Raw genomic sequence first — 22,796 nt, 5'->3', positions numbered from 1 at the left:
TACTTGATGCGTTTCGAATGGACGGAAACCAAACGCCGCTCCAATATCGAAAAGCATGGAATCGATTTTGTGGACGCAATCCGTCTCTTCGACAGCACGCACTCCGTATTTCGATCAGACCGTGAGGGTGAGAAGCGGTTTGGCGCTGTCGGCCTTGTCCACGGTCGGGTCGTAACGGTGATATACCACGATCGAGACGATGTGAGACGGATTATCTCTGCGAGGAGGGCTCGTACCGATGAAGAAAAAAGCCACTACCAAAGCATCGAGCACGAAGCGTAACAAGGTGCGCCGCTCAGAGCGAGTCACCTCTGTGACGAGCGAGGAAGCGCGTCGAATGAGTGGCCGCACCGACTGGGCGCGGGTCGATGCGCTGACGGATGAAGAGATCGATGCCGCCATAGCGTCCGATCCAGACTCCGCGCCGCCCTTCGATCGTGGATTTTTTGCCCGCGCGGCCATTCTCATGCCTCCGGTCGGTGCAAAGAAGCCCATAGCATTTCGTGTCGATCCTGACGTACTGGAGTTTTTTAAGCGCCACGGGCCAGGATACCAGGGAAGAATGAACGCCGTTTTGCGGGCGTTCATGCAATCGCAGTCGTGATCGACGGGGCTAGGGCTTAGCCACTCCTTCACGCTCGCTACCCCGTCCCGTTGCACCCCGCCCCCCATCTGGCTATCTTACGTGGCTATGCTGTCCTTCGACATCCGCGCGCTGGAGTCGACTGCCGCACAGGTCGTTGGAGACCTTCCGGCTGACGATCCCATCTGGAGTGCGGCCGATACGCGTCCAAATGACGCCGTTCACGTCGAGGGACGGCTTTCAAGTGCCGGTGCGGGCCGTTTCTACTTCAGCGGCAAGCTGTCCGGACAGGTGACCCTGGAGTGCCGGAAGTGCCTGGTCGAGGTTACGCGGGAAGTGAGTGAGGATGCACATTTCATCTTCGCTCCCGCCGGCGATCCGACGACCGAAGACGATCCGGACGTATTCACGTACGATCCCGGCGCTCACCAGCTCGACGTTAGACCAGCTGTACGCGAAGGATGGCTCCTCTCGGTGCCAGCCTTCGTCGATTGCAGGGAGGACTGCAAGGGGCTCTGCCTCAAGTGCGGCGCCAACCTGAACGAAGGGGCTTGCGACTGCGAGCCCGTCACCGCCGATGCCCGATGGGATTCGCTGCGCCAGACTAACGTCGCGCGCGACGACTTCCAAGCCTGAAAACCTGACCTAGAAGCCGTCCCATGGCCGTCCCCAAACGCCGTATATCCAAGCAGCGCAAGCGCCTCCGCAACACCGCGAAGGGAGCTCCTGCAATTGCGCTCCAGAAGTGTCCGCAGTGCCAAGCCATCAAACGCCCGCACCACGTGTGCGAGGAATGTGGCTACTACGGCGGCAAACAGAGAGTAGCCGCTAAGGGCGCCTAGTTGGCCCGCATCGCGTTAGACGCGATGGGGGGCGACTTTGCCCCCGCCGCTCCAGTCGCGGGCGCGCTCCTCGCGCTGGCCGAGCTGGACCAGTCACACAGTATCCAACTCGTCGGGCGCGCTGACCTCATCCAGAGCACGCTCGACTCGTTGCTCGCCGGTGAGCACGCCTCGCTTGCGCCGCAACGCAGCCGCATATCCATCGTCGATGCCCCAGACATCATCGACATGTCCGATAAGCCGGTGGCCGCGCTGCGCGCTAAGCCCAATAACTCCATGACGATAGGCCTCACACTTCAAGTAAAAGGTGAGTCCGATGCTTTCGTCTCGGCTGGCAGTACCGGGGCCCAGATGGCGGCCTCCGCGCTGATCCTCAAGCTCCTGCCCGGCCTTCACCGTCCTGCCATCGCGACACTCTTTCCGACCGCTCAGCGACCGGTAGTAGTGCTCGATTCCGGCGCCAATGTCGATTGCTCCGCCCGCGAGCTGCTCCAGTTCGCCTGGCTGGGCGGCGTTTACGCCGAATGCATCCTGGGCCGCGAAAACCCGGCGATCGGATTGCTGAGCATCGGCGAGGAGCCGGAGAAGGGCAACGCGGTCGTCAAGGAAGCCAATGCGCTGTTCGCCGCCGCGGATTTCAATTTCGTGGGCAATGTCGAAGGACGCGACCTGCCCGCCGGCAGGACCGACGCAGGACTGCTCGACGTTGTGGTGTGCGACGGATTCGTGGGCAACGTCGTACTCAAGTTCTACGAGGCCGTCACCCCGATGATCGTCGGCCTCATCAGGAAGTCAGCCGGCATCGAGCCCGAAACACTCGCGCGCTCGCTCAGCCAGCTGGATTATTCGGAACACGGCGGCGCCCCGCTACTCGGCGTGCGCGGTGTCAGCATCATCTCACATGGCAAGTCATCACCGCGCGCCATCAAGAACGCAGTGAAGGTCGGCGTGCGGGCAGTGGAGAGCAAGATGAACGATCTCATGGGCCAGCGTCTCACCGCATCCGACCAGAAACATTCAGCCGCGATCGCATCATGATCCCAACGGTCGCACGTATTACCGGGACGGGGCGCGGTCTTCCCTCCAGAATCTTCACCAACGACGACTTCGCCTCGATCGGCATCGAGACGTCCGATGAATGGATCATGGAGCGCACCGGAATCCATGAGCGTCGCATCGCTTCCGACACCGAGACGACATGCTGGATGGCCGCCACGGCGTCCCGACAGGCGATGGCTCGCGCAGGAGTCACAGCCGGTGAGATCGATGCAATAATTCTGAGCACCGCGACGCCCGATCGCCTGCTGCCAGCAACTGCTGTCGATCTTCAGGCCGAGCTCGGCGCAACGCGCGCGGCCGCATTCGATATCTCGGCGGCGTGCTCGGGTTGGTTGTACGGACTCACCGTCGCAGAAGGCATGATTGCCTCCGGTGCGATCGATACGGCGCTCGTGGTAGGCGCCGAGAAGATGAGCGCGATCATCGACTGGAAGGACCGCTCCACGTGCGTCCTGTTCGGCGATGGGTCCGGCGCAGTCGTGCTGCAGCGCAACAAGTCGGGCGAGCGCGCCGGTATTCTGTCGACATTCATGCGCAGCGATGGTTGCCTCGCGAACCTGCTGTACCGTCCCGACGGCGGCGCCGCGCATCCGATGACGCCCGAGATTCTCGAGAACCGCAGCCATCTCGTCAAGATGGCCGGCCGCGAAGTGTTCAAGCATGCAGTGCGCGAGATGAGTGAAGCCGCCGACCGCGCGCTCGACTCCGCTAAGCTTCGCGCCGCCGACATCGACCTTCTCATTCCGCACCAGGCCAACACGCGCATCATCGAAGCGACAGCGAAGCACGCAAACATCTCGATGGACAAGGTGTACGTGAACGTGGATCGCTTCGGCAATACTTCGTCCGCGTCGATTCCAATCGCGCTCGACGAGGTGATCGAGAAGAAGATCGTGGGACCCGGCTCGACCGTGATGATGGTTGCATTCGGTGCGGGCTTCACGTGGGCTTCCGCGATCGTTCGCCTGTAGTCCCGCAAGAACCGCAAGCGACCAATGAACGTCATCCTGCTTTTTCCCGGACAGGGATCACAGAAGCAAGGAATGGGAAAGGATCTCGCAGCCGCGTTCCCCGCAGCGCGCGAGACGTTTCAGCGCATCGACGATGCGCTCGGTTTCGCACTCAGCTCGCTCTGCTTCGAGGGACCGCAGGAAGAGCTGACACTCACCAAGAACGCGCAGCCTGCGCTGTACGCGCATGGCGCTGCTGCGTGGGCCGCCGTGCGCGACATGCTCGCCAACCGGGTGGTTGCGGCTGCGGGCCATTCGCTCGGCGAGTTCACAGCCTACCATGCTGCCGGATCGCTCGAGCTGGAACCCGGAGCGACGCTCGTCCGGAAACGTGGCGAGATCATGTTCGACATCGGATCGGAGCGTCCAGGCACGATGGCAGCCATACTCGGCCACCTGAACACGCCGATCGACGAACTCTGCAAGCAGGCGTCGCGCGATGCCGGCCTCGTCGTGCCAGCCAATTACAACAACGACGAGCAGGTGGTCGTTTCCGGCGAGCCAGCCGGCGTCGAGCGCGTAATGGAGCTGGCGAAGGAAGCGGGCGCCAAGCGATCGCTGCGACTAGCGGTGAGTGGCGCATTTCACTCGCCGTTGATGGAGCCTACGGAGATCGCATTCAGCGGCGCGCTTCGCACTACCGAACTCACCGATCCGGAATTCCCCGTCTACACCAACGTGACAGCCGACGCGTGCACGAGCGGCCACGAAGCCCGCGCGCTGCTGCTTCGGCAGTTGACCTCTCCCGTGCGCTGGTCGACCGAGGTTCGCGCCATGGCCGCTGCGCATCCTGATTCGCTGTATGTCGAACTGGGGCCGGGCAGGGTTCTCGGCGGGCTCGTATCGCATCTCGTGCCGGGCGCACGCACCATCGCGGTCGGCGCGCCCGCAGACGTCGACAAGCTTGCGGAGGCTCTGGGATGACCATTCAGATCGATCTTACCGGGCGAAATGCGCTGGTCACTGGCAGCACGCGCGGCATCGGCCGTGCGATCGCGAATACGCTCGCCGAGTGCGGAGCGCGTGTCGCGGTGGTGGGCCGTGACCTGGAGCGAAGTCAGTCGGTTGCCGCGGAGATCGGTGGCGGCGCGCTGGGCTTCGCCGCGGACGTCGGCGACATTGCAGCCGTCACAAGGCTCGTGGCGGATGTGGAGGCGGCGTTCGGCGGGATCGACATTCTCGTCAACAACGCCGGACTCACGCGCGACAACCTGCTGATGCGCATCAAGGACGACGACTGGAACACGGTCATCGACGCAAATCTGCGCGGCGCTTTCGTCGCGATCCGCGCGGCGACGCGCGGCATGATGAAGCGTCGCTGGGGGCGGGTGATCAACATCACCAGCATCGTCGGAATCAACGGCAACAAGGGGCAGGCGAACTACGCTGCCAGCAAGGCCGGTCTGATCGGCCTCACCAAATCGGTCGCCAGGGAGCTTGGCTCACGCAACATCCTGGCGAACGCTGTAGCACCCGGCTTCATCGACACGGAGATGACCGCCGCGATGACGCCGGAAGCGCGGTCGGCGATGGCCGGCCAGATCCCGCTGGAACGCCTAGGGGCTCCCATGGATGTCGCCGGAGCGGTCGCTTTTCTCGCGTCCGACCTGGCATCGTACATCACAGGACAGGTCCTGGTCGTGGACGGCGGGATGATCTGACCCCTGTGTCACACTCTCTACCTGGCCCACCGGGCCAGGGTTAAATTGTAACGTTACCCCCAAACTGTACGAGGATCCGCATGGCCGACAATTCGGAGAAGGTAAAGGACATTATCGCCAACGAGCTTGGCGTGGAGCGCGAGAAGCTGACCGATGGCGCGTCATTCATCGACGATCTCGGTGCTGACAGCCTCGACATCGTCGAGCTGGTGATGGAATTCGAGAAGGAATTCAACATCGAAATTCCCGACGAAGACGCAGAGAAACTGCGCACCGTTGGTGATGCGCTCGCGTATCTGAACGGAAAGGTCGCTGCGTAATGGCGCGTAGGGTCGTCGTCACCGGCATGGGCGTTGTCACGCCCGTCGGCAACTCCGTGGCGGCGACTTGGGAAGCTCTCAAGGCTGGCACGTCCGGCGTCGCGCCGATCACCAAATTCGACGCGAGCAAGTTTCCCGTGCGGTTTGCAGCCGAGGTCAAGGATTTCAACCCTGGCGAGTACATGGAGCGCAAGGAAGTCAAACGCTCCGATGTGTACACTCAGTATGCCGTCGCCGCCGCTAAAATGGCGATGGCGGATGCCGGGCTCAGCGACCCTGCGGCGGCCGGAATCGATCCGGACCGGATCGGCGTCATCATAGGATCCGGAATCGGCGGCCTGAAGAGCTTCGAAGAGCAGCACGACGTGTATCGGGAGTTGGGCCCGAGCAAGATCAGCCCTTTCTTCATCCCGATGTTCATCGCGGACATCGCCGCCGGGATAGTCTCGATGCAGTTCAATGCAAAGGGACCGAACTACGCGACCGTTTCCGCATGCGCGACGTCCGCGCACGCGATCGGCGACGCGTACAGAACGATCCAGTACGGTGACGCCGACGTGATGATCACCGGCGGCGCCGAAGCCACGGTTACGCCGATGGCGATTGGCGGCTTTGCCAACATGAAGGCGCTTTCGGAGCGCAACGATTCCCCGTCCACCGCGTCCCGTCCGTTCGACGCGACACGCGACGGCTTCGTCATGGGTGAAGGCGCCGGCATCGTCATACTCGAAGAACTCGAGCACGCGCGTGAGCGCGGTGCGACCATCTACGCCGAGATCGTCGGCTATGGTGCGACCGGTGATGCGTATCACCTCACCGCACCGGCACCGGACGGCGAAGGTGCTCAGCGCGCAATGAAGCGTGCGATGCGCGATGCCGGGCTCGAGCCACGCGATATCCAGTACATCAACGCACACGGCACCTCCACGCCGGCCAACGATCTCAACGAAACGCGCGCCATCAAGGCCGTGTTCGGCGAGTATGCGAAGGGTCTCAACGTCAGTTCCACCAAGTCTGCGACCGGCCACATGCTGGGCGCCGCTGGTGCCGTTGAATTCGTCGTCTCCGCACTGGTTGTCCGCGAAGGCGTGATTCCACCGACCATCAACTACGAGCATCCGGATCCGGAGCTCGATCTCAACTTCACGCCTAATGTCGCGGTCACGCGGGCTGTAACCGCTGCGCTGAGCAACAGCTTCGGCTTCGGCGGTCACAACGTCAGCCTGGCTGTCCGTCGCTTCGAGGGGTAATACACTGCATGCTCGCGGGAATGACGCTGGACCTGTCGCTCGTCACCGATCCCGCACTGCGCGCTGCAGGCGACAAGCTGTCCTCAGGCACGAGACTCGACTCAGCTGACGGCCTCGCGCTGTTCGAGAGTCCCGACATTATCGGACTCGGTTCACTCGCAGACCAGGTGAATCGCGCCAAGAACGGCGATCGTGTGACATTCGCCTCCAACCAACACATAAATCCGACCAACGTCTGCTACCTGCGGACAACCTGCGTCTTCTGCTCCTTCGCCAGACTGCCCAAGGAAGACGGAGCCTACCACTACAGTCTCGAACAAGTGTTCGAAGAGTCGGATTCGACTGGTGGCCTGACCCGGGAATTCCACATCGTGGGCGGACTCGACATGAAGGCCGGCCTGCAGTATTACGCCGACATGTTCCGCGGCCTCAAGCAGCGCCATCCCAACATTCACATCAAGGCGCTGACCGCGGTCGAGATCGCCCACATCGCACGCATCGACAAGATGTCAATCGAAGACGTGCTCGTGACGCTACGCGATGCGGGGCTCGATACGCTGCCTGGCGGTGGCGCGGAAATATTCAGCAAGGCGGTTCGGGCCAGCATCGCGGAAAAGAAACTGGTTGCCGAGGACTGGATCGAGGTGCACCGCACTGCGCACCGGCTCGGCATCCGCAGCAACTGCACGATGCTCTACGGTCACGTGGAGTCGATGCAGGATCGCGTCGATCATCTCATGCTGTTGCGCGATCTGCAGGACGAGACGGGGGGCTTTCTCGCGTACGTTCCGCTGGCCTATCACCCGGACAACAACGAGCTCGGGATCGAGCTCGGACGCGAGGGAACAGCCACGTCAGGCTTCGACGATCTCCGCAACCTCGCGGTTGGCCGGCTCTTTCTCGACAATTTCGATCACATCAAGAGTCACTGGATAATGGTGACGCCAGGCCTGTCGCAGGCTTCGCTCTCGTTCGGTGTGAACGATCTCGAAGGCACCGTGGTGAAGGAGAAGATCTACCACGAAGCGGGTGCGCACACCGCGCAGGGAATGTCGCTGGATGACCTGATCAGGCTGATACGCGGTGCGCGTCGCGTACCGGTCGAGCGCGACTCGCTGTACAACGTCGTCCGCACGTTCGGCGACGATTCATCGCAGCGCGCGGCGTAGCCGCATGAAGAGCGCATGAAGATCGGACGCATCCCGTACATCAACTGCTATCCGGTCTACGGTGCGATCGACCGCGGCATCGTCCCGCTCGATGGCGAGCTGGTCGACGGTATCCCGACTGCGCTGAACGGCATGATGGCGAACGGCGCGCTCGACATCAGCGTCGTCTCCGCCGTGGAGTACGCGCGCGACTCCGAGCGGTATCTGCTGTTGCCGGATCTTGCGATCTCCTGTGACGGACCGGTTCGCAGCGTGATGCTGTTCTCGCGGCTGCCCGCCGAGCGGCTGGGCTCGCGTAGTGTCGTCGTCTCCCGCAGCTCGATGACGAGCGTCGCGCTCCTTCAACTCCTGTTCGAGAATGTGTGGCACACGCTGCCCGATTTCGTCCCGGGCGATGCTGAGATCTGCGACATTCAGGCGGATGACTCGCACGACGCACGTCTCGTCATCGGCGACGCCGCACTCGTCCTCGGCGACAGCGGCCGTTATCCGTACGTGTACGATCTCGGCGAGGTGTGGAAGAGCTGGACCGACCTGCCGTTCGTCTTCGCCGTCTGGGTTGCGCGGCGCGGTGTGGAGGTGTCCCGCGCTCTTGCGGTTCACGCACGACTGATCGAGTCGCGCGACTGGGGCGTGGCGCATCGCGCGATCCTCGCCCGTCAGGCCCACGACGCTACGGGAGTCGCGACCGAAGTCTGCGATGAATACCTCTCGGGTCTCGACTACAGACTTTCCTACCCGCACCTTGCCGGCCTGACTGAATTCTTCCGCCGGCTCGTCAAGCAGGGACGCGTCCCCAACGGCACTCTCTCATTCCTGACCGCAGCCTGATCAATGCGCGACATAATCGATTTCTACCGCAACGCTTCGCTGCTCGAGCTCGGCGCGGAAGCAGATAAAGTCCGGCGACAGCTGCACCCGGGCAACGTAGTGACATACATCGTCGACCGAAACATCAACTACACCAACGTCTGCGTCGCCGATTGCGGATTCTGTGCGTTCTACCGCCGGCCCAAGGACAATGAGGGCTACACGCTTTCGTTCGAGCAGATCGGTGCCAAGATCGAGGAGGCAAAGGCGCTCGGCGCCGTTCAGATCCTGCTTCAGGGCGGCCACAACCCGTACATCCCGTTCGAGTGGTATCTGGAGCTGATGCGCTACATCAAGCGCAACCATCCGATCCACATTCACGGATTCAGTCCGAGCGAAGTCGACTTCTTCTCGACGGTGTTTCGCATGGATGCACGCGATGTGATCCGCGAGCTGCAGTCGGCGGGGCTCGATTCCATTCCCGGTGGCGGCGGCGAAATTCTCGTGCAGCGCGTGCGCGATATCGTGGCAAAAAAGAAGGCGGGCGCGGATCGCTGGCTCGAGATCATGGAGATCGCACACGGGGAAGGAATGAAAACCTCCGTCACGATGATGTACGGCATCGGCGAGACACTGGAAGAGCGCATCGAGCATCTCGAGCGCGTACGCGAAGTGCAGGCGCGGACTGGCGGTTTCACCGCGTTCATCTGCTGGCCCCTCCAACCGGAGAACACGCCGCGCATGTCCAATCAGCCCAAGACCGATTCTACCGAGTATCTGCGCACTGTCGCGATCTCGCGCATCGTGCTCGACAATGTTCCGAATCTCCAGGCCAGCTGGGTCACGATGGGGATGAAGATCGGTCAGCTGGCGCTACGCTTCGGCTGCAACGACTTCGGCTCTCTCATGATCGAGGAGAACGTCGTCTCCGCCGCCAACACGACGCATCGCACGAGCACGGCCGAGATGGAGCGGCTCATCCGCGACGCCGGCTTCGTTCCGTCTCGCAGGCGGCAGGACTACTCGCTTCTGACAACCGCGGCGTGACTATGGGTGCGAGCACGCGTATCGGCATCGGCTACGACTCGCATCGCTTCGCACCCGGTGGTCCGCTGATACTCGGCGGCGTGAGCATTCCGGCCGATGTCTCGCTGATCGGCCACTCCGACGCGGATGCGATCTCGCATGCCGTTACCGACGCGGTTCTTGGTGCAGCCGCAGCCGGCGACATCGGCTCGCTCTTTCCGGACAGTGACGACGCGAACAGTGGTCGTGATTCGATCGAGATGCTGCGCAGCGCCGTCGCGTCCGTGCACGCACTCGGATTCGTCGTCACGAACATCGACGTTACGGTCATCGCTGAATTTCCACGCATCGGGCCGCACGCTCCGGCCATTCGCGCGCGGCTTGCGGATGCACTGGACGTGGCGGCGCCAGCGGTGAGTGTGAAGGGAAAGACGAACGAAGGAATGGGATGGATTGGGCGGGGAGAGGGAATCGCGTGCATCGCCGTCGCCACGCTCACAAGTGAGCGTTGAACCGGCGCGAGAGACCCTCGCGCGTGCCTTCTGGCTGGCTCCGTTCGCGGACTTCCTGACTCTCGAAGACGGTGCGTCGCCGCGTACCGTCGAGGCCTACGGCCGCGATCTGGCGCGATTTGCTGACTACTCGCTCACGAAAGGCGCGCACGCGCCCGAAGAGGTCGGCTCGACGACGCTCCGCTCGTACATCTATCATCTGAAGGACCTCGGGCTCGCACCATCGTCGATACGGCGTAACATCTCGGCGCTACGCACTTACTACAAGTTCCTTCTCAACGAAGGCCACGTTGTGCGCGATCCGAGCGAACGGCTCGAGACACCCAAGCGCTGGCGCGAACTGCCGGACGTATTGAGTGCCGAAGAGGTCGCGAAGCTGATAGAGACTCCGACACTGGACGAGCCCATGGCGTTCCGCGATCGCGCGATGCTCGAGCTCGCATACGGCGCCGGTCTCCGCGTGGGTGAATGGATCACGCTGGGCGTGCGCGACCTCATGCTCGACGAGTCGCTCGTACGCGTCTTCGGCAAGGGGGCGAAGGAGCGACTGGTGCCGATCGGACGGAAGGCAGTGGGTGCTGTCGCCATCTACCTGCGCGAGCTGCGGCCAAAGCTGGAGAAGGGATCGGGCGAGGGAATCCTGTTTCTCAACGCGCGTGGCGAGCCGATGACGCGGATGGGTGCGTGGAAGATCCTTCGCAAGCACGTCGAGGCGAGTGGTATCACGAAGCACGTGACACCGCATACCTTACGTCATTCGTTCGCGACGCATCTTCTCGAAGGCGGCGCGGATCTGCGCGCGGTACAGGAAATGCTTGGCCACGCCGACATCTCGACGACGCAGATCTACACGCACGTCGATCGTGAGTATCTGCGCTCCGTTCACAAGCAGTTCCATCCGCGCGAGCGGCTTTCAGATGTGACACAGAAATGATCCTCGTAATCGACAATTACGATTCCTTTACCTACAATCTCGTTCAGTACCTCGGCGAGCTCGGAGCCGAGGTCATGGTGCGGCGCAACGACGAGATTCCGGCCTCCGAGGTTGGGGTGCTCGCACCGAGTGCGATAGTATTGTCGCCCGGTCCCAGGACACCCGCCGAGGCCGGAATCACGCTTGACGTGATTCGCGCTTACGGATCGTCGATTCCGATACTCGGTGTATGTCTTGGCCAGCAGGCAATCGGCGCCGCGTATGGCGGCCGCGTGGTTCGCGCGACCAGATTGATGCACGGCAAGACATCGGATGTCAGGCACAACGGAGCGGGGCTTTTTGCAGGCCTTCCCGATCCGTTGCGTGTGATGCGATATCATTCGCTGACGGTGGATCGGGAGTCGCTTCCGTCCGATCTGGAGATTACCGCATGGAGCGACGACGACCGCACCGAGGTTCACGCGATGCAGCATCGTAAGCATCCTGTCTACGGAGTGCAGTTTCATCCCGAGTCCGTCCTCACGGACGGAGGCAAGCAGCTGCTGCGCAACTTCCTGGACCTTACCCGATGACCCGATCGTTGCTGACGCGAGTACTGACTGCACTCGGAGCGGTCTTTATTGCTGCGCCTGCTGCACACGCGCAGGTTGCCGTCGAGTTCCCGCTGACGCTCGACAACCTGCCTACCTACAATCGTGTGAACGGGTTGTCCGTACCGCTCACTCCGACCCTCACGGTCGGTGACGACAGGTTGGTCGTGAGTCCTGCGATTACGTACCGCTCGCACCTCGGCAAGATCGATCCTTCACTCTCGATAGTGGGACAGTTCACCGCCGATTCGAGCGTAGGCTTCACGCTCACGGGGTCGCGCGGCACGTTTACCAACGACAGCTGGATTCGCGCGAACATCATCAACTCGCTGACCTCGCTTGGCCTTGGCAGCGATTCACGAAACTATTTCCGCGGCGATCGCGGCGAAGCCCGTCTCACATCGTCGTTGCATCTGCCGGGTGACGTCGAGGCAGCGACAATTTTCGTCGGAGCGCGCGCCGAGCGCGACTGGTCCACAGGGTGGCGAAGCGGGACCGGCAACGGTCCGTTCAGCTTTTTGAATCGCAGCGATACGGCCAACGGGATTCAGCGCCCGAACCCTGAGATCGACGCAGGCCACATCACGTCAATCATCGGCGGCGGGCATCTGGAGTACGCAGGGCTGCCTGCTTCCCTCATGGCGAATGTGCTGATCGAGGCTGCAGGCAAAACGCCGCTCGGCGGCAATTTCCAGCAGGTCACGCTCGACGAGGGCGCGAGCGTCAGGACGGTGGCGGGGCAACACCTCGATGTTCGGGGTCATCTCGTCGCTACCGCAACGAGCTCCTTCACGCCGCGCCAGCGATACGCCTATGTGGGCGGGTCGGGGTCACTCGCGACAGTCGACCTGCTGAACATGGGTGGCGACCACCTGTACTTTCTCGATGCGCTGTATGTCGTTCCGATCAACAACGTCGATGTCCCGATCCTGGGCAGCCCCTACATCGCTCCGCACTTTGCGATGGGCGCCGCAGCGGTCGGTGGATTCGGGCGTCCGGTCCAGAACGTCGGAGCACGGCTTGGCCTTTCGATCTTTACGCTCGACTACGTCGTGAATCCCAGGACGCACAAATCCGATTTCGGCGCTGGAATCTCGCTGGGGCCGTGAGGCGGGCCCATAGCTATCGAACGCTCGTTCGGAACACCATTCGCGCTTAATTCCCCTTTGCGCCGCCACTCAGCAAATGGTAACTTTGGTGGCGTGAAAGTTGCGTCCAGCACCCCAATTTTTCGACCGCGATGAAGACCGTGGTCGTGATCCCGGCCCGCCTCGGGGCCACCAGGCTCCCCCGGAAGCCGCTTCGCGACCTCGCAGGAGAGCCGCTCGTCCTACGTGTCTGGCGACGAGTCGAGAGAATGGGCGTCGCCGACCGGGTGGTCGTCGCGACCGACCACGACGAGGTCGCCAGAGTCGTGCGAGCGGCCGGTGCAGACGTCGTGATGACGAGCAGTGATTGCGCCTCGGGCACCGCGCGCGTCGCGGAAGTATCCCGCAACCCCGAGTTCGCCTCGTACGACGCGTTCGTCAACGTCCAGGGCGACGAGCCCTTCATCTCGGCCGGCTTCATCGGCGCAGCCGCTGACGTGGTCAGGAGCGGGAAGTTCACCCTCGGAACCGTCGCGGCGGCCGCTTCGGCTGAGATATTCGACCGTCCCTCGATAGTGAAGGTGGTGGTTGGGACCGATGGCCGAGCGTTGTACTTCTCTCGCGCGCCGATCCCCTTTCTACGCGAAGGCGCTGACGCGCCGCTCAGGCACCCGCTTACCTTGCAACACATCGGCGTCTACTCCTACACGCGGGACGCGCTCGCGCAGTGGATGGCGCTTCCGCCGCATCCACTCGAAGACATCGAGCGACTGGAGCAGTTGCGGCCGCTTGCACATGGGATGAACATCGGCGTTGCTGTAATCAACGAGCCCGCCGAATGCGGAATAGATACTGAAGAGGACCTACGGGCTGCGAATGAGCGATGGCGCTCGTTCGCGGCGGGAGAGCAATGATGGCAATGAGAACTGAGTCCTCGCAGCAGACGCGCTACATCTTCGTCACCGGTGGTGTCGTATCGTCACTGGGGAAGGGGATCGCGGCGGCGTCGATCGGACGACTGCTGGTCGAGCGCGGCATGCGCGTCACGATCATGAAATTCGATCCGTATCTGAACGTCGACCCCGGAACCATGTCGCCGTTCCAGCACGGCGAGGTGTTCGTTACCGACGACGGCGCGGAGACGGATCTCGATCTCGGGCACTACGAACGTTTCATAGACCGCTCGCTGTCACAGATGAACAACGTGACGACGGGGCGCATCTATCTCAACGTCATTACAAAGGAACGGCGGGGCGAGTACCTCGGTTCCACCGTGCAGGTGATTCCGCATATCACGGATGAGATCAAGTCCGCGATGAAGCGCCTCGCTCCGGACAACGACGTTGTTATAGTCGAGATCGGAGGAACGGTCGGCGACATCGAATCGCAGCCGTTTCTCGAAGCCGTGCGCCAGTTCCGGCAGGAGATCGGGCGCGAGAATGGAATATTCATCCATCTCACACTGGTTCCGTTCATCGCGGCTGCCGGCGAAGTGAAGACGAAACCGACGCAACATTCCGTGCGCGAGCTCATGCAGCTCGGAATACAGCCCGACATTCTCATCTGCCGAACCGAGCGCGCCCTTTCCGAAGACGTCAAGCGGAAGATCGCGCTCTTCTGTAACGTCGAGTTCGGCGCAGTGGTCGAGAGTCGCGATGTTCCGACGATCTACCAGATCCCACTCGTCTTCCACGAACAGGGAGCAGACGAGCGCGTGATGCACCGCCTCGGCCTGCTCGGCAAACGCGCGCCGGATCTCACGCAATGGCGCCGACTGGTGCAGCGCATCATCGCTCCATCGCGGAGAGTGAAGATTGCGGTGGTCGGGAAGTACACCGAGTTCATCGACAGCTACAAGAGTGTGCAGGAAGCGCTGATCCACGGTGGCATCGCGAACAACGTCGGTGTGGACATGTCATGGATCTCGAGCGACACGTTCACGTCGCGCGAGCGCACACGCGAGATACTAGCGGAGTACGACGGGTTGCTCGTGCCGGGTGGATTCGGCGTGCGCGGTGTGGAGGGAATGGTCGAGGCGATCCGGTATGCGCGCGAAGCCGGGCTGCCGTTCTTCGGTATCTGCCTCGGCATGCAGGTGGCAATTGTCGAGTTCGCGCGCAACGTCATGGGACTCGATGACAGCAACTCCAGCGAGTTCGCGCCGGATTGCGGGAACGCCGTCATCTCTCTCATGGAGTCGCAGCAGCACGTAACCGACATGGGTGGCACGATGCGACTGGGCCAGTATCCGTGCAGGCTCGGCGAGGGCACGCGTGCGGCAGCCATGTACGGCACGCAGCAGGTAAGCGAACGGCACCGGCATCGCTACGAGGTATCGAATGCGTTCCGCGATGGCTTCATCGAACATGGCCTCACGCTATCCGGTCTGTCGCCGGATGGCTCGCTGGTCGAGATCGTCGAGCTGCAGACGCATCCCTGGTATCTCGGCTGCCAGTTCCATCCGGAGCTCAAGTCGCGCCCCACTCGCCCGCATCCATTGTTCGCCGGGTTCATCGCAGCCGCGGCAGAGCATGCGAGCGTGGCGGCGTCGCAGAGCGCCGAATCACGTGTCGGAACCGAATCTCTGTCGTGAGCTCGCTCTTTCCGCGCGACAGGTTCTTTCTAATCGCGGGGCCGTGCGTACTCCAGGACGACGCGTTGAATCTGGAAGTCGCCGAGGCGCTACTCCGGATCGAGGAGCGCGTTCCCGGCGGAGTCATATACAAGGCTAGCTTCGACAAGGCTAACCGCTCCAACGCTGGAGCCGCGCGTGGACCGGGTCTGGACGAGGGCATTGCCGCGCTAGGTCGCGTGCGAGCATCGACGGGGCTTCCGGTGCTCACCGACGTTCATCTGCCGGAGCAGTGCGCGGCAGTCGCGCGTCAGGTGGACGTGTTGCAGATTCCTGCCTTTCTCTGTCGCCAAACGGACCTGCTGCATGCGGCCGGCGCGACGGGTCGCCCTGTGAATGTGAAGAAGGGCCAGTGGATGCACCCGGAAGGAATGCGCGGTGCACTGGACAAGGTGCGCGAGGCTGGCGGTGACGAGGTCGCGGTTACGGAGCGCGGAACGTTCTTCGGTTACGGCGATCTGGTAGTCGACATGCGCGCATTTCCGCGCCTCAAATCAGCGTGTGACGCGCCGGTGATCTTCGACGCCACGCATAGCGTGCAGCGTCCGGGTCAGGGCATTGGTGGTTCCAGCGGCGGAGCACGTGAATTCATCCCGACGCTCGCACTCGCCGCAGTCGCAGCTGGCGCGGACGGCGTCTTCATAGAAACCCACCCGACGCCCGATAGCGCGCCGAGTGACGGGCCGAACATGCTGCCGCTCACGGATCTGCCCGACCTCGTCGATCGCATGGTGGATCTATGGGCACGAGTACGTCGTTGAACGCCGGTGTCGCGGCGCGCGGCCGTCGCGTTCTCCGCCTCGAAGCCGAGGCGATCTCCGAGGCCGAGTCGCGCCTGGGCGACGAGTTCGTGCGCGCCGTCGAGATGATAGCCACTGCGCGCGGTCGCGTGATCGTGTGTGGCGTCGGCAAGTCGGGATTGATCGGAAGAAAGATCGCGGCGACCCTCACATCTACAGGAACCCCTGCGGTTTTTCTGCACGCTGCGGACAGCATCCACGGCGATCTCGGAATCGTGGGAGAGGCGGACGTCGCGATTCTCATCTCCAAGAGCGGCGAATCGGATGAACTGCTGCCGTTGCTGGATCATCTCAAGCGACTCGGAGTGCGGACGATCGCGATCACGGGCGATCGGGAATCGACGTTGGCTTCCCACGCCGACGAGACGCTCGACGCGTGGGTACGCGAGGAGGCCTGCCTGCATGGACTCGTCCCGACCACGAGCACCACTGTTGCGCTCGCGCTCGGCGACGCGCTCGCGGTTGCGTTGCTCGAGGAGAAGGGATTCGGTGCAGACGACTTCGCGCGCTTTCATCCTGGCGGCGCGCTGGGTCGCAAGCTTCTCACACGCGTTCGCGACGTGATGCTGACCGACTCGCTGCCGACGCTACCTCCGACGGCGACAGTGCGCCAGGCGATCGTTGAGCTGGCCGAGAGGCGTGGAATCGTGATGATCATCGACGAGGTGCGGCACGTGAGCGGCATAATGACGGCCGGCGATCTGACGCGTCTGATGGAGCGCGAGATGGATGTTCTGCGCGTTGGCGTGTCCGACGTGATGAACCGGTCTCCAAGGGTTGCCGATCCCGAGGAGCTCGGGAGTGCCGCGGTGCATCGAATGGAAGAGCACGGCATCATGGCGATGCCGGTTGTAGCGCAGGATGGTTCGCTCGTCGGTGTGGTGCACCTGCACGATCTCATGCGCGCGGGGGTGGCTTGAACGTTGGCTCTGGAAAGACGGTGACGACCACCATTCTGGTGGCGACACTTGTCGCGTCCGGCTGCAAGAGCGACAAGACCACCCCACCGGTTTCCGCACGCTCGGCGCTTGCGGATTCCGCGGGTCAGGTGATGTATGGAGCGAAGTTCAATCTCACGGATCAGGGCGTGATGCACGCCCAGCTCGTTGCAGATACCGCGTATTTCTTTGACGACAACACGCGCGTCGAGCTGATGCATGTCAACTCCACTTTCTACACGACCGCTGGCGTCAAGAGCGCAGTGCTGACCTCTCGGCGTGGGACGTATCACACCAACACGGGCCAGATGGTGGCGCGTGGGAATGTAGTGGTGAATTCCGAAGACGGCCGTCACCTCACGTCGGAGGAATTGAAATACGATCAGAGCAGAAACGAGATTTCGAGCGATAGCGCGTTCGTGATTACCGAGCCCGACAGGCGCCTGGCAGGAATCGGGTTCCGGTCAGATCCGAATCTTCAGAACGTTCACGTGCTCAAGGTGCTGTCCGGAACGGGCGGCGCCGTGATCATCCCGACTCACTGATGAACCGACGCCTGGAATCGACTGTCGCGCTGCTCTTCGCGCTCGGTATGGTGTGCATCGCACCGGCCGCGCTCGCGCAGCGCGTCGGCCCGGCACCGGGCAGCAAGTGTGTCATCGAGATCGAGGGCTCGACTGCGGGTACGACACGATTCAACAGCATCAAGCTGCCAAGCGGCGAGCGCAACACGTATGTCGGGGGCGGTTCGATCGCTCGCTGTCAGGGGCAGGATGTCACGCTCATTTCCGACAGCACCGAGTACTACGGTGATCAGCGGCTCATGTATCTCATCGGCAACGTTCACTACAGCGACCCGCGCGCGAAGGTCGACGCCGATCACATGACGTACTGGATGGAAGAGGAACACATTCGAGCCGAAGGAAATGTGTTCGCCGTGATGGCTAGTGGGAGCACGATGCGCGGTCCCGTCGCGGATTACTACCGCGCAGTGGCGCCTATCCGCACGGAGGCGATTCTCGTTTCGACTGGCCGGCCCAGGCTGAAGGTAGTTCAAATCGATACGCTGACGCACAAGCCGAGCGATACGGTGGACGTCGTTGCGGATCGCATCACGAGCGTCGCCGACAGTCTGGTCTACGCCGGCGGTGACGTCCGCATCACGCGTCCACAGCTGTTCGCGACCGGAGATTCCGCATTCATGGATCAGGGATCTGGAACGGCGCGGCTCATGAAGAAGCCGACCGTGGAAGCCCGTCGCACTCGGCCGTTCACGCTTACGGGCGGCGTTATCGACGTCTTCTCCAAGAATCGCCTGGTGAATCGCGTGGTTGCAACACCGAATGGTCATGCAACGAGTCAGGACCTTCAACTGTACGCCGACTCGGTCGACCTCCGGGTGCGCAACAACGAGCTGGAGCGAGCGATGGCGTGGGGCAAGACGCGCGCACACGCGACATCGCCGGATCGCGACATCGTCGCTGATTCAATCGACGCCCTGCTTCCGAACCAGCGGATCCACGAGATCATCTCGGTTGGCAATGCTTACGCGACGAGCATTCCGGATACGGCGACGATGAAGACCGACGAGCGCGACTGGATGCGAGGAGATACGCTGATCGCGACGTTCGACACCGTCGCGCGGGCTGACAGCGGGCGCACGCCGCCGGTCAAGACGATTGTGTCGCGCACCAATGCGCGCGCGTACTATCACGTCAAGAACGACAAGTTCAAGGACAGGCCCGGGGTCAATTACGTCACGGGCAGGGACATCGACATCAACTTCCGCAACGGCGGCATCGACACGGTCAAGGTTCGCGACAAGGCGAGCGGCGTCTACGTGGAGGCGGTCGATACGACGCTGGTGAAGAAGCCCGCCGCGCCCAGGACTATCAGGCCGCCGGCACCGCGCCGGGGAATAATACATTGACGGCCCCGATCTATTCCGATGTCATCGCGTCGCTGCTCGCGCACGCGGCGGGCGACGAGCGCTCGTCCGTGCTTGCGCTCGAAGCGCTGGTCCGGTGCGCCGACGACACCGGTTCGGCGACGCTCAACGACATCGCGATAGGATACCGCGACGAGTATCTCAGGACGTTGCGCGACGAAGGCAAGGATGCACAGCATGAAGCGGGGCGTCTCAGTCTGGACGAAGTGCGATCGTACCTCACGACGTGGGTACTCCCGCGGCTCGCCACGGAGAAAGTGCTCATAATTCCGCCGGGCGACGTCGGCGATTACACCAAGATCAGACTTTCGGATAGCCTCTGGAGCGACATAGCGCCGCTACGTGCGCAGGTCGCAGACATGTTGCGACAGACGGGAGAGTTTCCGCGGCCGGCCACGGGACAGATCGCGCCCGAGGATCGCAGCCCCGGGAGGAGTACGCTCGAGGCAGAAGGGCTCGTGAAGGTCTACCGGCGGCGCAAGGTGGTTAACGACGTCGCGATACATCTACGGCAGGGTGAGATCGTTGGCCTCCTGGGGCCGAATGGCGCCGGCAAGACCACGACTTTCTACATGATCGTTGGACTGATCCAGCCTCTCGAGGGTACTATCAAGCTGGACGGTCAGGATATTACCGAGATGCCGATGTACAAGCGTGCCCGCAAGGGCATCGGATATCTCTCTCAGGAACCGTCGATCTTCCGCAAGCTGTCGGTCGAGGACAACATCCTCGCCATTCTCGAAACGCTGCCACTGTCGCAGTCTCAGCGGGAAGAACGCCTGGAGCGGCTGCTCGACGAGCTCAGTATCAAGCGCCTGCGCAAGAGCAAGGCGTACGCACTTTCGGGAGGCGAACGGCGGCGGCTCGAGATCACTCGTGCTCTCGTCACGGACCCCAAGTTCATGATGCTCGATGAGCCGTTCGCTGGCGTGGACCCGATCGCTGTCCACGACATCCAGACGATCGTGTCGGGCCTCCGGCAGCGTAACATTGGAGTTCTGATAAGCGATCACAACGTAGAGCAGACACTCGATATCGTGGACCGGGCCTACATAATGTTCGACGGACAGGTGAAGGTTTCCGGCACGGTTCGTGACTTGGTCTTCGACGACACAGTCGCGAAGATTTACTTGGGCCCCACGCTAACCGCTCGCCTACGCGAACGATTTGCAGGCGGCGGCACCGGAGCACACGTATGAGATCAAGCCTCAGCCAGTCTACCCAGATGCGGCAGGACCTGAAGATCAATCCGCGCTTGTATCAGGCGATGGATCTTCTGTACATGCCGCTCCTGGACCTCCAGCAGCATCTCAAGCAGGAGCTGCTCAACAACCCGTTCCTCGATCTCGTCGAAGACGACGAGGAAGAGGAAGACGAGACCGAAGACGCTGCGGAAACCGCCGTCGAGGAGCCGCAGACTCCCGAGAAGGACGAGATCGACTGGGAAGAGATCCTACTCGACGGCTTCGACACCGGTGGTCATCGTGAGGAGCGTGAGGAGCGCGAGCACTTCGAGCCGATCACCGTAGGCACGCGCGACCTCGGCGACCATCTGCGCGATCAGGTCGCCCTGCTCGAGCTCACGCCACGCCAGGCGCTCATCGCAGACGAGTTCATCGGCAACGTGAACGATGACGGCTATCTGGCCGCGTCGGTCTCGGAGATTGTGGTGGCGTTGAACGACATGGCTAGGAGCGCCGCGGAGGCGGCCGGCCGTGAGATCGGTGAAGGCATGTTGTACACGCAGGCCGAAGGCGAAGAGATGCTCGCAATCGTGCAGACGCTGGATCCACCGGGAATTGCCGCGCGCGATCTCAAGGAATGCCTGCTGCTCCAGCTTCGAGAGGCGGGCCTCCAACAGTCTGTACCGTACCGCCTCGTGCGCGACTGCTTCGACGAACTGATCAATCACCGCTGGAGCGAGATCTCCAAGCGCTTCGGGATCAGTGCGACGGACGTGCAGGCCGCAGCCGATGAGATCGCCAAGCTGGATCCGAAACCTGGTCTGCGCTACAGCGCGCGCTCGGACAACTACATAATTCCGGATCTGGTCGTCGACAAGATCGATGAGCAGTATCACGTATTTCTGAACGACGCCAACCTTCCGCGCCTCAAGCTGAGCAAGGCGTATCAGGACATCGCACGCGACAAGAAGAAGTTCGACGGCGAGAACAAGGAGTTCATCTCCAGCAAGCTCAACTCGGCCAACTGGATGATCCAGGCGATCGAGCAACGCCGTCAGACCATGCTCAAGGTGATGAACTACATCGTCGAACGTCAGCGCGAGTTCTTCGAGAAGGGCGTGCAGTTCCTCAAGCCGCTCACGCTTCGCGAGGTCGCGGAAGTGATCAACATGCACGAATCGACGGTGAGTCGCGTGACTAACGAGAAGTACGTGCAGACGCCGCGCGGCGTGCTGCCGTTGAAGTTCTTCTTCTCGTCAGGCCTCGCAACCGCCGACGGCGAGGACGTTTCAGCCCGCGGCATCAAGGCGCAGCTCCAGAAGCTCGTCGAGGATGAGGATCCGAAGCACCCGTTGACCGATCAGGCGATAGTCAACATCCTGCGAGAGAGCGGCGTTCAGATCGCTCGTCGCACTGTTGCCAAGTATCGCGATCAGCTCGGGGTGCTGCCGGCGCGCATGCGCAAGCGCGTATGACCTCTCTGCCGGCGGCGAAACTTCCGCAGGTGAGTGTGCTCGTCCCCGCAAAGGACGAAGCCGAGAATTTACCGGAGTTCATGCGTCAGGCCGCGGAAGTGTTTGCCGCCGATCCTGGCAAGTACGAAGTCGTCGTTATCGACGACGGTTCGACGGATGCAACGGCGACGGTTCTCGCGGAACTGGAAGCACAATACCCGTTCCTGCGTTCCGTGAGACATCGCACCCGTCGCGGGATCGCGGATGCGTTGCGCACGGGATACGTCCACTCGCGCGGAGACGTGCTCGTATTCTATCCCGCGGATCTGCAATTCAAGCCTGAGGATATCCCCAAGCTCGTCGAGCCCATCCTGGCTGGTGAGTTCGACATGATGACGGGCAGAAAGGAAGGCAACTACGATAAGGCGTTCGTGTCGGGCATATACAACGGACTGAGCCGGAAGTTGTTCGACGTGCCTGTTCGTGATCTCAATTCGGTCAAGGCGTATCGGCGCGAAGTGATGGCGGCGCTTCCGGTCCGTCCGGACTGGCATCGTTACATGATCGTCGTGGCGGCACACCGCGGCTTCACGGTTGGCGAGACACCGATCCCGCTGTATCCACGAATGGCGGGCAAATCCAAGTTCGGACTCAGCCGGATTCCCGTGGGCGTGCTGGACATGCTGGCGGTCTGGTTCGAGCTGCGTTTCGCGCGCAAGCCGTTGCTGTTCTTCGGCATACTTGGCGCGGCGCTGTTCTTCATCGGCGTGCTGACCGGCATCGTCGCAGTGCTGTACCGCATCATCGCGGGCGTTGGATTCCGCCCTCTGCTCACGCTCGTGGAAGTCTGTCTGCTGCTTGGAAGTGTATTTTTCGCGACCGGTCTGCTGGCGGAGCTCATGGCTGCACAGCGCGCCGAGATCGCCGAATTGAGGAGACGGGTCGAAGAGCTGGTCGGTCGCGACACGGACTCACTGCGCTGAGGC

At 62.2% G+C, this 22,796-nt stretch carries 26 protein-coding genes; all 26 read left to right on the top strand.

Going from position 1 to position 22,796, the window contains the following annotated elements:
• Nucleotides 1–6: 6 nt before the first annotated feature.
• The 26 genes from V4529_02745 (at nt 7) to V4529_02620 (ending at nt 22,793) form a co-directional block, all read left to right on the top strand.
• Entirely contained in the window at nt 7–282 is a 276-nt protein-coding gene (locus tag V4529_02745; protein ID MES2357240.1) for a BrnT family toxin, read from the top strand.
• On the top strand, nt 239–604 hold the full coding sequence (locus V4529_02740) for a BrnA antitoxin family protein (GenBank protein ID MES2357239.1): 366 nt from the start codon (nt 239–241) through the stop codon (nt 602–604). Before V4529_02745 ends, V4529_02740 begins: the two co-directional genes overlap by 44 nt.
• Nucleotides 605–691: 87 nt before the next feature.
• Nucleotides 692–1,219, top strand: a complete 528-nt coding sequence (locus V4529_02735) for a DUF177 domain-containing protein (GenBank protein MES2357238.1) — start codon at nt 692–694, stop codon at nt 1,217–1,219.
• Between the two features lie 23 nt (nt 1,220–1,242).
• Nucleotides 1,243–1,425 (top strand): 50S ribosomal protein L32, encoded by a 183-nt coding sequence (rpmF, locus tag V4529_02730; protein MES2357237.1) that lies wholly within the window; start codon nt 1,243–1,245, stop codon nt 1,423–1,425.
• Nucleotides 1,426–2,463, top strand: coding sequence for a phosphate acyltransferase PlsX (gene plsX / locus V4529_02725; protein MES2357236.1), 1,038 nt, complete (start codon nt 1,426–1,428; stop codon nt 2,461–2,463).
• Nucleotides 2,460–3,455, top strand: a complete 996-nt coding sequence (locus tag V4529_02720) for a beta-ketoacyl-ACP synthase III (protein MES2357235.1) — start codon at nt 2,460–2,462, stop codon at nt 3,453–3,455. The genes plsX and V4529_02720 overlap by 4 nt, the downstream gene beginning before the upstream one ends.
• A 24-nt stretch (nt 3,456–3,479) precedes the next feature.
• The gene (gene fabD / locus V4529_02715; protein ID MES2357234.1) at nt 3,480–4,418 is read left to right on the top strand and encodes an ACP S-malonyltransferase; all 939 of its coding nucleotides are present in this window, start codon (nt 3,480–3,482) and stop codon (nt 4,416–4,418) included.
• Entirely contained in the window at nt 4,415–5,155 is a 741-nt protein-coding gene (fabG, locus tag V4529_02710; GenBank protein MES2357233.1) for a 3-oxoacyl-[acyl-carrier-protein] reductase, read from the top strand. Before fabD ends, fabG begins: the two co-directional genes overlap by 4 nt.
• Before the next feature lie 80 nt (nt 5,156–5,235).
• On the top strand, nt 5,236–5,475 hold the full coding sequence (locus V4529_02705) for an acyl carrier protein (GenBank protein MES2357232.1): 240 nt from the start codon (nt 5,236–5,238) through the stop codon (nt 5,473–5,475).
• Nucleotides 5,475–6,725, top strand: a complete 1,251-nt coding sequence (fabF, locus tag V4529_02700) for a beta-ketoacyl-ACP synthase II (GenBank protein MES2357231.1) — start codon at nt 5,475–5,477, stop codon at nt 6,723–6,725. The genes V4529_02705 and fabF overlap by 1 nt, the downstream gene beginning before the upstream one ends.
• Nucleotides 6,726–6,733: 8 nt before the next feature.
• A complete protein-coding gene (gene mqnE, locus V4529_02695) occupies nt 6,734–7,894 on the top strand; it encodes an aminofutalosine synthase MqnE (protein ID MES2357230.1) in 1,161 nt (386 codons plus the stop codon).
• A 15-nt stretch (nt 7,895–7,909) separates the two neighbouring features.
• Nucleotides 7,910–8,725, top strand: a complete 816-nt coding sequence (locus V4529_02690) for a menaquinone biosynthesis protein (GenBank protein ID MES2357229.1) — start codon at nt 7,910–7,912, stop codon at nt 8,723–8,725.
• 3 nt (nt 8,726–8,728) lie between these two features.
• A complete protein-coding gene (gene mqnC, locus V4529_02685; GenBank protein ID MES2357228.1) occupies nt 8,729–9,751 on the top strand; it encodes a cyclic dehypoxanthinyl futalosine synthase in 1,023 nt (340 codons plus the stop codon).
• Between the two features lie 2 nt (nt 9,752–9,753).
• Nucleotides 9,754–10,242, top strand: a complete 489-nt coding sequence (ispF, locus tag V4529_02680) for a 2-C-methyl-D-erythritol 2,4-cyclodiphosphate synthase (protein MES2357227.1) — start codon at nt 9,754–9,756, stop codon at nt 10,240–10,242.
• On the top strand, nt 10,232–11,176 hold the full coding sequence (gene xerD, locus V4529_02675; GenBank protein MES2357226.1) for a site-specific tyrosine recombinase XerD: 945 nt from the start codon (nt 10,232–10,234) through the stop codon (nt 11,174–11,176). Before ispF ends, xerD begins: the two co-directional genes overlap by 11 nt.
• The gene (locus V4529_02670; protein ID MES2357225.1) at nt 11,173–11,748 is read left to right on the top strand and encodes an aminodeoxychorismate/anthranilate synthase component II; all 576 of its coding nucleotides are present in this window, start codon (nt 11,173–11,175) and stop codon (nt 11,746–11,748) included. The genes xerD and V4529_02670 overlap by 4 nt, the downstream gene beginning before the upstream one ends.
• Complete coding sequence (locus V4529_02665) at nt 11,745–12,875, top strand: hypothetical protein (protein ID MES2357224.1); 1,131 nt, start codon at nt 11,745–11,747, stop codon at nt 12,873–12,875. The genes V4529_02670 and V4529_02665 overlap by 4 nt, the downstream gene beginning before the upstream one ends.
• 131 nt (nt 12,876–13,006) lie before the next feature.
• Complete coding sequence (gene kdsB, locus V4529_02660; GenBank protein ID MES2357223.1) at nt 13,007–13,768, top strand: 3-deoxy-manno-octulosonate cytidylyltransferase; 762 nt, start codon at nt 13,007–13,009, stop codon at nt 13,766–13,768.
• A gap of 5 nt (nt 13,769–13,773) precedes the next feature.
• Nucleotides 13,774–15,447, top strand: coding sequence for a CTP synthase (locus tag V4529_02655; GenBank protein ID MES2357222.1), 1,674 nt, complete (start codon nt 13,774–13,776; stop codon nt 15,445–15,447).
• Nucleotides 15,444–16,247: a 3-deoxy-8-phosphooctulonate synthase gene (gene kdsA, locus V4529_02650; GenBank protein ID MES2357221.1), complete on the top strand. Its 804-nt coding sequence runs from the start codon at nt 15,444–15,446 to the stop codon at nt 16,245–16,247. Before V4529_02655 ends, kdsA begins: the two co-directional genes overlap by 4 nt.
• A complete protein-coding gene (locus tag V4529_02645) occupies nt 16,226–17,206 on the top strand; it encodes a KpsF/GutQ family sugar-phosphate isomerase (GenBank protein MES2357220.1) in 981 nt (326 codons plus the stop codon). The genes kdsA and V4529_02645 overlap by 22 nt, the downstream gene beginning before the upstream one ends.
• A gap of 20 nt (nt 17,207–17,226) precedes the next feature.
• Entirely contained in the window at nt 17,227–17,769 is a 543-nt protein-coding gene (gene lptC, locus V4529_02640; protein ID MES2357219.1) for an LPS export ABC transporter periplasmic protein LptC, read from the top strand.
• Entirely contained in the window at nt 17,769–19,154 is a 1,386-nt protein-coding gene (locus V4529_02635; protein MES2357218.1) for a hypothetical protein, read from the top strand. Before lptC ends, V4529_02635 begins: the two co-directional genes overlap by 1 nt.
• Before the next feature lie 422 nt (nt 19,155–19,576).
• Nucleotides 19,577–20,371, top strand: coding sequence for an LPS export ABC transporter ATP-binding protein (lptB, locus tag V4529_02630; GenBank protein MES2357217.1), 795 nt, complete (start codon nt 19,577–19,579; stop codon nt 20,369–20,371).
• On the top strand, nt 20,368–21,831 hold the full coding sequence (gene rpoN, locus V4529_02625; GenBank protein ID MES2357216.1) for an RNA polymerase factor sigma-54: 1,464 nt from the start codon (nt 20,368–20,370) through the stop codon (nt 21,829–21,831). The genes lptB and rpoN overlap by 4 nt, the downstream gene beginning before the upstream one ends.
• Nucleotides 21,828–22,793, top strand: coding sequence for a glycosyltransferase (locus V4529_02620; protein MES2357215.1), 966 nt, complete (start codon nt 21,828–21,830; stop codon nt 22,791–22,793). Before rpoN ends, V4529_02620 begins: the two co-directional genes overlap by 4 nt.
• Nucleotides 22,794–22,796 lie beyond the last annotated feature (3 nt).

This window comes from Gemmatimonadota bacterium, from assembly GCA_040388625.1.
Taxonomy (GTDB): domain Bacteria; phylum Gemmatimonadota; class Gemmatimonadetes; order Gemmatimonadales; family Gemmatimonadaceae; genus Fen-1247.
The sequence above is the reverse complement of the archived record's forward strand: the minus strand, read 5'-3'. Positions and strand labels throughout refer to the sequence as shown.